Origin of the sequence: Plectonema radiosum NIES-515 (assembly GCF_025753815.1) — a bacterium.
GTDB classification, from domain to species: Bacteria; Cyanobacteriota; Cyanobacteriia; order Cyanobacteriales; family Nostocaceae; genus Hassallia; species Hassallia radiosum_A.
On the sequence record NZ_JAOWRF010000396.1, the window covers coordinates 1 to 10,005 of the forward strand.

Consider the following 10,005-nt stretch of genomic DNA (forward strand, 5'->3'; position numbering starts at 1 on the left):
AGCCAACTGCCATAGAATTAAGACCAGAGCAGTTCATAGCAGACTTCCTTATAAACTGTCAAGTTGTTTAAAGTTATGTAGCCTTTTGCTTACAGGTGCTAGAGCACTGCGGTAAACTATGCCTTGATTATGATTCTTTGGCAGAGAAGAACACTTCAGTTAGGAGATTTTTTTTCAATGTCTCATAGCGTAAAAATCTACGATACCTGCATTGGCTGCACCCAATGCGTCCGCGCTTGCCCCACAGACGTACTGGAGATGGTTCCTTGGGATGGCTGCAAAGCTGCTCAAATTGCCTCTTCACCCCGCACTGAAGACTGCGTAGGTTGCAAGCGGTGTGAAACTGCTTGCCCCACTGACTTTTTGAGCATCCGGGTTTACCTGGGAGCCGAAACTACTCGCAGTATGGGTCTGGCTTACTAAGAAATTCACCCGAATTTCTGATTCGACTGGCAATTTACAGTCAATCGCAACCAAACAACAGCATCCTAGGGTAGTAAATATACATTATTAATTTGAATAGTGTATAGTTACCACCCTATAAAAATATTTGATGATGGCGAAAGTCGAAAATAAGATCGCCCTATGGAGTGATACAGAAAGCAAATTGCTCTTTTTTGTGCTTCACATATAAAGTTTGTTTAAACAAGAGCGAAAACCCCGCATCTATGTTAGGAACTATACTGGGTTTAATCGTCCTCAAAACAAAGTGGTGTGAGCAATGTGCGGCATTGTAGGTTATATCGGCACTCAAGCAGCGACAGAAATTTTGCTCTCAGGGTTGGAAAAACTGGAGTATCGGGGTTACGATTCCGCCGGAATCGCTACTATTTGGGAAGGTGAGGTTAATTGCGTTCGCGCTAAAGGCAAACTCCATAACTTGCGTTCTAAACTAGAAGCGATCGAAACCCCAGCACAAATTGGCATTGGTCACACTCGCTGGGCAACTCATGGGAAGCCAGAAGAGTATAATGCTCATCCACACATGGATACAGCAATGCGAGTGGCAGTGGTGCAAAATGGCATTATTGAAAATTACCGCGAGTTACGCGACGATCTCAAAGAAAAAGGCTATGTGTTTCGTTCCCAAACCGATACAGAAGTAATTCCCCACCTGATCGCCGAATTCTTAAAAAATCCCCCCTCTCCCCCCCTCTCACCCTCTGCTTTGTTCGATGCAGTGCGTCAAGTTGTGAATAAATTAGAGGGGGCATTTGCGATCGCCTGCATTTCTGCTGACTTTCCCGATGAACTGATTGCCATCCGACAACAAGCACCCCTGGTAATCGGTTTTGGTCAAGGTGAATTTTTCTGCGCTTCTGATACCCCAGCGATCGTTTCTCATACCCGTGCGGTGCTAACCCTGGAAAATGGCGAAATCGCACGGTTGACACCTTTGGGAGTAGAAATATATAACTTTGCCGGTGACAGGTTGAAAAAACAACCGCGCTTACTCAACTTGAGTCCCATGATGGTAGAAAAACAGGGATTCAAGCACTTCATGCTCAAGGAAATCTACGAGCAACCGGGAGTAGTTAGGGCTTGTTTAGAAGCTTACTTTACAAATGATCCGTCTTCACCGATTAATTTAGGTTTACCAGCAGAATTTTACGTTGATTTAGAGCAAATTCAAATCGTCGGTTGTGGTACTAGTTGGCACGCTGCGCTTATCGGTAAATACTTAATTGAACAATTGGCGGGAATTCCCACACAAGTGCAATATGCTTCTGAGTTTCGCTACGCACCATCACCTTTGACTGCAAATACTCTCACAATTGGCGTAACTCAATCTGGCGAAACTGCTGATACACTAGCAGCTTTGGCGATGGAAAAAGAACGCCGTAGTGGTAAAGAACCTAAGTATCAAGCGCGACTGTTAGGAATTACCAATCGTCCAGAAAGCACCTTGGGTGAAATGGTATCTCAGATTATCAATACTCACGGGGGACTAGAAATTGGGGTAGCGGCAACGAAAACTTTTATCGCTCAACTGATGGCATTTTATGCATTAGCCTTGGATTTAGCTTATCGTCGTCAAACAATTTCTCCCGACAAATTAGAGGAAATTATTAACTCTTTGCGACAGATTCCGAAAGAAATTGAAGCAAATTTGGAAAAACAGGAAAATTTAATTGAACAGTTAGCGCACGACTTTGCGGAAACCACAGATTTTATCTTTGTCGGTAGGGGAATTAACTTTCCCATCGCTTTAGAAGGAGCGTTGAAATTAAAAGAAATCAGTTACATTCACGCTGAAGGCTATCCAGCGGGAGAAATGAAACATGGTCCCATCGCTCTATTAGATGCGAAAGTACCAGTAGTAGCGATCGCTATCCCTGGTAATGTTTACGAAAAGGTGCTTTCCAACGCTCAAGAAGCAAAAGCCAGAGATTCACGCTTAATCGGTGTGACTGCGGTCAACGATGGTGAAGCTGCGGAAATTTTTAACGACTTGATCCCCGTCTCCAACGTCTCGGAATTGCTTTCGCCAATTCTGACTGTAATTCCTTTGCAATTATTGGCTTATCATATCGCAGCGCGGCGCGGTTTGGATGTCGATCAGCCGAGAAATTTAGCCAAGTCGGTAACAGTGGAATAAATTCTTAGTGACGACTGTAGCAGGAATAAATCCGAAGCTATTGCTTCTACTGTGGGGGTTCGGTAAACCTCATAGTTAGAGTCCATTAGTCACAGCCAAAGTTAATTTATCTGAAGGAAAAGCCAGAAAAGTTGCGTTTGTACGGTAAACAGCAATACTAAACCTATTAAATACTCGTTACAATTAAAGCTAGAAAGCAAGTTGAGGAGTCAACAGGATGCAAGTTTCATACGACTCAGATAAACGTAAATTGCTATCATCTCTGTGTCATGGGGCGATTTTTTTTAGTACAGGATTATTATCGATTGCGGTTCCCATTATCATTAACTTAATTTCCCATGACCCAGTTGTTAAAAGCAACGCTAAAGAATCGATTAATTTTCACTTCAATGTTTGGTTCTGGGCAACTTTAATTGGAATCCCCATTGCGATTATATCTTTTATTACCTTTGGTATTGGCGGAATTTTGTTTTTCCCCGTTGTTGCACTTGGCTTTGCAATACACTGGGGATTGACGATTTGGGCATTATTCCACTGTCTAACTCAGCCTGATGAACCGTTCCGTTATCCGTTTATTTTTAGACTGTTTTAATCGCTCTGACAAAATATATAGTTTGATTGCGTGAAAGGGATGTTTGGACATTCCTTTTTTAATTTATGATGTGCTGACATCTTATGATCCAAGACAAGCAAATCAATCGATTAGTGATGAAGATGTATTACAATTCGCGCATCAACAGCAGCGAGTTGTAATTACTCTCAATGGATGAAAATCAAATAATTGTCCTCTTAAATAACGCTGACAGAGTATTTGAGGATTTCTGGATCTACTGTTGCAATAGTTAAGTTATGTTGTAAAGCTTGACAAATGAGCATTCTATCAAAAGGATCACGATGCAACAATGGTAAATTGGCAAGTTGAGCAACACTGCCTTCATCAAGGTCAAGATTAGTAATTTGATGGCGATCGCGTTGTTTGGGAAGATAAATTTCCGGAGATTCTGGCAATGGTAGCTTGCCCAACTGATACTTAATAATAGTTTCCCATATTGAGACAACACTCAGACAAACTTCATTATCTCCATCGCGAATAGCATCTCGAACATCTGTTAATAGCCGATTATCACCATTGATAAACCATAAGAAAATATGCGTATCCAGAAGAATTTTCATCTACCTTCAAATGCATTGAGAATCTCTTCGGGTAAGGAAGAATCAAAATCATCAGGAACCGTAAATTCTCCGGCACATAAACCAAACGGACGCATCTTTTTTTCGGTACTTGTAATCGGTTTTAGTTCCGCAATAGGTTTGTCAGCTTCCACAATAACAAAAGTTTCACCTGCTTCAACTTGATTGAGATATTGCAATGGTTCTCGTCGGAATTCTTCAAGTGTGACTCTTTGCATGATTAGTATTTATGTGTAGCTGTAGGTTGGGTAAAGCGACAACGCAACCCAACAATTTATTAGTTGATGTTAGGTAACACGAGGGTTTTACCCAACCTACTAACTACCTAATTTTATCTGTAATTTGAGAAGTCATACGATTTAGGTAAGAAGCCTTTAGAAACAGCTTACCCTGGGCTTCCTTGGCTAACAATCTCACTGAGGTCGTGATTAATAACTTCAAGAGCAAGCGATATGTTCAGGTCATGATCTAGTACGAAGTCTATCAGGAACCTCATATTTTGAAGTAGTTTCTTTTCGTCGGGTCTTAGCGAACCGGGGAACTGTGTCTTGAGTCTTTCTATGAAATCTGGGCGCATATAACTCCTGAGGAAATAGGTAAGCTTAACTTAAAGTATTCAATTCTAAATTTTCAGGCAGGCAAGATGCCTTGCCCTACAACTAAGCTAAACCAGCCTTCAACTCACTTTGCGCAGTATCCAACGCTTCTGGTAACTTACTCGCATCACGTCCCCCAGCTTGGGCTAAATTCGGTCTGCCACCACCACCACCACCGCAAATCTTCGCAATACTACCGATAAATTTACCAGCAAGAAGTCCTTTATTATTGACTTCTGGACTAAAAGCTGCTATGAGAGTAACTTTCCCAGCTTCGGGAACTGAACCAAGTACCACCGCACCATTGCCTATTTTTTGCAACAAGCGTTCAGCAGCGGTTTGCAAGGAAGCGGCATCAACGTCTTCCATTTGGGCGACGATAATTTTATAATCGCCTACAGATTCAGCTGTTTGTAGCAAGCTGTCAGATTTAGCGATCGCTAATTGTCCTTTCAATATCTCCAACTGCTTTTGATTATTCTTCAACTCGTTTTGCAGTCCGGTAATTCTCTCTGGGACTTCTTCGGGTTTAACTTTAAAGCGATCGCTTAAATCCTTAACCACTTTATCGCGAACATTCAAATAATCCAGCACTGCTGAACCAGAAACCGCTTCAATTCGCCTTACTCCCGAAGCTACACCGGCTTCCGAAATAATCTTGAAAACGCCTATCTCCGCAGTATTACTTACGTGGGTTCCCCCGCACAGTTCCATCGATACACCCGTAAAATCAATCACCCGCACTTCTTCGCCATATTTTTCCCCGAACATGGCAACTGCACCCCTAGCTTTGGCTTCAGCAAGAGGTAATATTTCGACTTTCGCAGCGTGTGCTTCGGCAATCCAAGTATTAACCTGTTCTTCTACTTGTTGGACTTCTTCGGGTGTTAAGGGACGCGGACAGTTAAAGTCGAAGCGCAATCTGTCGAAGGAAACCAGAGAACCAGCTTGGGATATGCTTTCATCAACTAACTTCTTCAAAGCCGCTTGCAGCAGATGTGTAGCGGTATGGTTTGCTTGCAGACGACGCCGGCAACCCGCGTCTATCTGTGCAGTCACAGAATCTCCTACTCGGATTGTACCAACGCCAGATGCTCTTGGGGGAGACCCCCAAGACCGCACTGGCTCGCGTTCGATGCGTCCGAAGTGAACAAAGAAATCAGATTCTTTTTTCACGTCTTCAATTCTGATGAGGATACCGTCACCGGAGATGTAACCGCGATCGCCTATTTGTCCGCCTGACTCAGCATAAAATGGCGTTTTGTCAAGCACTATTTGCACGCTTGTTCCCGCGTCTACTTCTTCAGTCGAAACGCCATCCACAAGGATCGCTTCGACTTTTGCAGTCGCTGTCGGTTGGGTATATCCCAAAAATTCGGTAACGCTGATATGTTCGGCTAGCTTGTCGAGAGAACCTTGCACAGTTAAATCGATGGTTTCGTGTGCATCTCTACCGCGTCCTTTTTGGATTTCCATTTCTGCCTCGAATCCAGCAACATCCACTGTGAGGCTGCTTTCAAGAGCAATTTCTTGGGTCAGTTCCAGGGGGAAACCGTAGGTATCGTACAAGTCAAAAGCACTTTTGCCGCTAATTTGGGTTTTGCTTTCTTCTTTCAGCTTGGCGATCGCTTCCTCAAGCAGTTTTTCCCCTCTTTCCAAAGTTTTCAAGAAGTTGGATTCTTCACGTTGCAATTCAGCTTTGATGGCATCTTCTTTTTGTCGCAAGTTGGGGTAAGCTGATTCTGAGAGGCTAATTGCAGTTTCCGCAACTGCTGTAGTAAATTCCCCAGAAATGCCAATTAAGCGTCCGTGACGCACCACCCGACGAATTAACCGGCGCAGCACATAACCGCGTCCCACGTTAGAAGCGCGGATTTCATCGGCTATCATGTGGACCACAGCACGAACGTGATCGCCTATTACCTTCAAAGAGACTTTGGTATTCTCATCGCTGGTTGTATAATCGATATTAGCAATATCCGCAGCTGTTTTAACTATCGGGAAAATTAAATCGGTTTCGTAGTTGTTGGGAACACGTTGGAGGATTTGTGCCATCCTCTCTAAACCCATACCGGTGTCGATGTTTTTATTGGCAAGTGGTGTTAAGTTGCCTTCTGCATCGCGGTTATATTGCATGAAGACGAGGTTGTAAAACTCGATAAATCGGGTGTCGTCTTCTAAATCAATATTGTCCTCGCCGCGTTCTGGGTAAAAGTCGTAATATATTTCTGAGCAGGGACCACAAGGACCTGTAGCACCAGATGCCCAAAAGTTATCATCTGCACCCATGCGCTTGATTCGCGCAACGCTGACGCCGATTTTATCACGCCAGATGTTAAAGGCTTCGTCGTCGTCTTCAAAGACGCTGACAACTAGGTTGTCTTTTGAAAAGTTAAAGACTTTTGTGGAAATTTCCCAACCCCAAGCGATCGCTTGTTCTTTGAAATAATCACCAAAGCTGAAATTACCCAGCATTTCAAAGAACGTTTGATGTCGTTTTGTCCGTCCAACGTTTTCGATATCGTTAGTGCGGATGCATTTTTGGGAAGTTGTCGCACGTTTAAATTCTGGTGTGCGCTGTCCCAAAAATATCGGTTTAAATGGTAGCATCCCCGCGATCGTCAGCAACACGGTGGGATCTTCTGGCACCAAAGACGCACTTGGGAGAATCTGGTGTCCCCGTTGAGCGTAAAAGTCGAGAAAAAGAGCGCGAATTTCGCTACCGCTGAGGTACTGGAAAGAAGCCAATTGTGCGGACTTCGGAGGATTTGAAGACATAACTCTTTACAAAAAATAGGGACGCTGGGATTAATTCAGAAATTTACAGCACATTCCGTTATGATTAAATACACCTAGAGACGTGACGGCGGAACGTCTTTACAGGGTTTTGGGTTTGACTCATGTACTTCATTTCCCGGAAATCTGCTGCAATAAGTGTATTTGGATAAGTATCTTTATATATTTTTGCATTTTTATTTCAGTTTGTAGCTAACAATCGACAACAGACTTCTACCTTCACTTCAACTGCGACATGTCCCGTATTACGTAGTGGCACAATCACCTAACTTTGGTAGGATGAGCATTGAAAATTTTTTTCATAAGATTAATCTTGCAAGAACAATTCCCAGTCCAAGTATAGAGGTGACTCATGGCGCTAAAAATGAACGTTCCCAACATTGCCTGCGATGATTGTGCAGCAACGATTACCGAATCTATTCACGTAGTCGAACCTGAAGCCAAAGTTGAGGTAGATGTCAAAGCCAAAACTGTCACCGTAGAAGCCGAATCTTCAGAAGAGTCTATCAAACAGGCGATCGTTGCGGCTGGTTATAGCATAGAAGGTTATTGATCTGGGGACTGGGGAAGATATCTATTGCTATTCATACCCCAAGCAAATCTTGCTCATAATTTCTTCCCCAGTACCCAGTAAAGAGTTCCCAGTTCAATGAATAATTAATATTTTTCCCAAGGACACTGATGAAGACAATTTTCGTCGCCATCATATGTCCATTATAAAATTACAAAATTCGCTTTTTTGGGAATTTTAACTTTTGTTGATTTTTGTTAATAAATCCGGAAAAAGTCAAAGAGATAAATTTAGCTTTGACGTTTTTCGCATTCATCGATTTTGTGTCTTAGTACAAAAAATCACGCATTTTATCACGAAATTTCTGATTGACTCTACGTTTCAAAACGTGCTTCTATTAATGAAATGCTGTACTTAGTGTGAAGTCATATAAGATTGCTAATCTTTATTAGATATCTCGGTTTTGACGGAGTAATTACGCAGATTCCTAATCGTTGTTACTTTGGCAAAATATAAGATTGTTTTAATAAATTAATTCTACTTATGATTTTTTCTAATGATTAAGTGTAAAGCTTTGATTTTGGTAATTATTTGGGACACATCAGACCAGTAAATTCCAGTAACGCCTCTACCCTAAGAAATATTTTTCAGTGTTTTTACTGTTTTAAAAAAATAGGTAACAGTTCAAAGTAGGTATCATAAGTTTCAATTCTCGCGATTGTAATAAAACTCAAAATCTTAAGAGATTATGAAAATTGGGCAATTTATTATACGTAAGTCTTAGAGAAAATTTCAGAAAAAATACGTAGGGTGCATTGGTGACGAAAGTGCTGCACCCTAAAAATACCTAATTTTGTTCAAAAATCAAAGTGAATTCTTATATCTAGTGTTATTAAGACAATTAAATATTCGGTAATATTGTCTTGCAAAAACACAGCTAGATTCAGTAATCAAAGCAAGTTTTAGCAAGTTTCATCAGGGTTCTACAGTTAAAATTGAATAAAAGCAATGAATATTTCTATTCTGGTCTTTGGAAGTGATAAATTTCTCGCTAACCTTCCGGATCAGATCCGTGATGCAACCACTTTTAGTGTAGAAGTTATCGCCAATTTCAATCAGGCAGTGTCGCGCATTCAAATTACGCCACCGGATATACTGTTAGTACAGGCTAGCCTTAATGCCAGCACGAAATTATGTTGTTGGCTGAAAGACCAGACAAGGCTATTGTCGATATACTGTATTCTCTTTGAAGATCGTCCAGAGCTAGTCTCAAGAAGAAACTGGGAATGGGATTTGGAAAAGACTTCCACTGCGCTAAAGCAAGGTGCTGATGCTTATATTTGGCAAATTCCAGAAGAAAAAAGAGATCATAAATCAGCTTTTTCTGCGAATAATCGCCTAATATTAGCTCAATTAACAGTTGGTTTGCGGAAAGCGCAAAAATACCGAGATTTGAACCAAAAAAATGATGTTTTGTCAGCGATCGCCTTAGTAGATTCACTGACACAAATGAATAATCGCCGTGCTTTAGATCGGGATTTACCTAAACAAATTCAAAGAGCACGAAATCAGAATAACCCCTTAAGTTTGATTATTCTAGATGTAGACTTTTTCAAAAAAGTTAACGATACCTACGGACATCTAGTAGGCGATCGCCTTTTACAGTTAGTATGTGCCAGACTGCGAAATAATTTGCGCTTTCAAGATACACCCTTCCGCTACGGTGGTGAAGAATTCGTGATTATTCTTCCTGACACCACAGGTGAAGAAGCACTTTTAGTCGCACGTCGTCTCAATCGTATAATCAAGCAAGACCCATTTACGATTAACAATCAACTCACTATCAACGTCACCATTAGCTTGGGTACGGCTTCTCTGGGAGACGAAGACGATGAAAACGGAATCAGTATACTAGATCGTGCCGATAAATATCTTTTACAAGCTAAAGCCACAGGACGTAACCGTGTTATTAGTAGCGACTACTTATCGCACATAACACATCTTCAAGTTGTTTCCTCTTCAAGTCGAGAGTCAAAAGTCAAGGGTAAACAATTATAAATATTTTACCTCAACTCCCAACTCCCAACTCCCAACTCTTGTAGAGACCAAAGCCGATCACGTCTCTACAACTCCTAACTCCTAACTCCCAACTCCCAACTCCCAACTCCTAACTCCCAACTCCTAACTCCCAACTCCCAACTCCCAACTCCCAACTCCTAACTAACTCCTAACCCCCAACTCCCAACTCCCAACTCCCAACTCCCAACTCCCAACTCCCAACTCCCAACTCCTAACTCCAAACTCCCAACTCC

General features: G+C 41.9%; 9 protein-coding genes. 6 read left to right on the forward strand and 3 right to left on the reverse strand.

The genetic code is table 11. The features are described 5' to 3' along the window. The first annotated feature begins 177 nt into the window (after nucleotides 1–177). The 4 genes from psaC (at nucleotide 178) to OGM63_RS28035 (ending at nucleotide 3,369) form a co-directional block, all read left to right on the forward strand. On the forward strand, nucleotides 178–423 hold the full coding sequence (gene psaC / locus OGM63_RS28020; protein ID WP_015175986.1) for a photosystem I iron-sulfur center protein PsaC: 246 nt from the start codon (nucleotides 178–180) through the stop codon (nucleotides 421–423). 298 nt (nucleotides 424–721) lie between these two features. Then, nucleotides 722–2,599, forward strand: a complete 1,878-nt coding sequence (gene glmS, locus OGM63_RS28025; protein ID WP_263749018.1) for a glutamine--fructose-6-phosphate transaminase (isomerizing) — start codon at nucleotides 722–724, stop codon at nucleotides 2,597–2,599. Nucleotides 2,600–2,816: 217 nt separating this feature from the next. After that, nucleotides 2,817–3,191, forward strand: a complete 375-nt coding sequence (locus OGM63_RS28030) for a DUF4870 domain-containing protein (protein ID WP_263749019.1) — start codon at nucleotides 2,817–2,819, stop codon at nucleotides 3,189–3,191. A 43-nt stretch (nucleotides 3,192–3,234) separates the two neighbouring features. Then, nucleotides 3,235–3,369, forward strand: a complete 135-nt coding sequence (locus OGM63_RS28035) for a DUF5615 family PIN-like protein (RefSeq protein ID WP_263749020.1) — start codon at nucleotides 3,235–3,237, stop codon at nucleotides 3,367–3,369. 19 nt (nucleotides 3,370–3,388) lie between these two features. On the opposite strand, the gene OGM63_RS28040 is transcribed toward OGM63_RS28035, so the two are convergent. The 3 genes from OGM63_RS28040 to alaS form a co-directional block, all read right to left on the reverse strand. Then, nucleotides 3,389–3,772, reverse strand: coding sequence for a type II toxin-antitoxin system VapC family toxin (locus OGM63_RS28040; protein ID WP_263749021.1), 384 nt, complete (start codon nucleotides 3,770–3,772; stop codon nucleotides 3,389–3,391). After that, complete coding sequence (locus tag OGM63_RS28045) at nucleotides 3,769–4,008, reverse strand: type II toxin-antitoxin system Phd/YefM family antitoxin (protein ID WP_263749022.1); 240 nt, start codon at nucleotides 4,006–4,008, stop codon at nucleotides 3,769–3,771. Before OGM63_RS28045 ends, OGM63_RS28040 begins: the two co-directional genes overlap by 4 nt. Nucleotides 4,009–4,449: 441 nt before the next feature. Then, the gene (alaS, locus tag OGM63_RS28050) at nucleotides 4,450–7,164 is read right to left on the reverse strand and encodes an alanine--tRNA ligase (RefSeq protein WP_263749023.1); all 2,715 of its coding nucleotides are present in this window, start codon (nucleotides 7,162–7,164) and stop codon (nucleotides 4,450–4,452) included. Nucleotides 7,165–7,534: 370 nt separating this feature from the next. Between alaS and OGM63_RS28055 the strand changes: the two genes are divergently transcribed. Then, nucleotides 7,535–7,735: a heavy-metal-associated domain-containing protein gene (locus OGM63_RS28055; RefSeq protein WP_263749024.1), complete on the forward strand. Its 201-nt coding sequence runs from the start codon at nucleotides 7,535–7,537 to the stop codon at nucleotides 7,733–7,735. A 966-nt stretch (nucleotides 7,736–8,701) separates the two neighbouring features. Further along, nucleotides 8,702–9,751, forward strand: a complete 1,050-nt coding sequence (locus OGM63_RS28060) for a GGDEF domain-containing protein (RefSeq protein ID WP_263749025.1) — start codon at nucleotides 8,702–8,704, stop codon at nucleotides 9,749–9,751. Nucleotides 9,752–10,005: the final 254 nt, after the last annotated feature.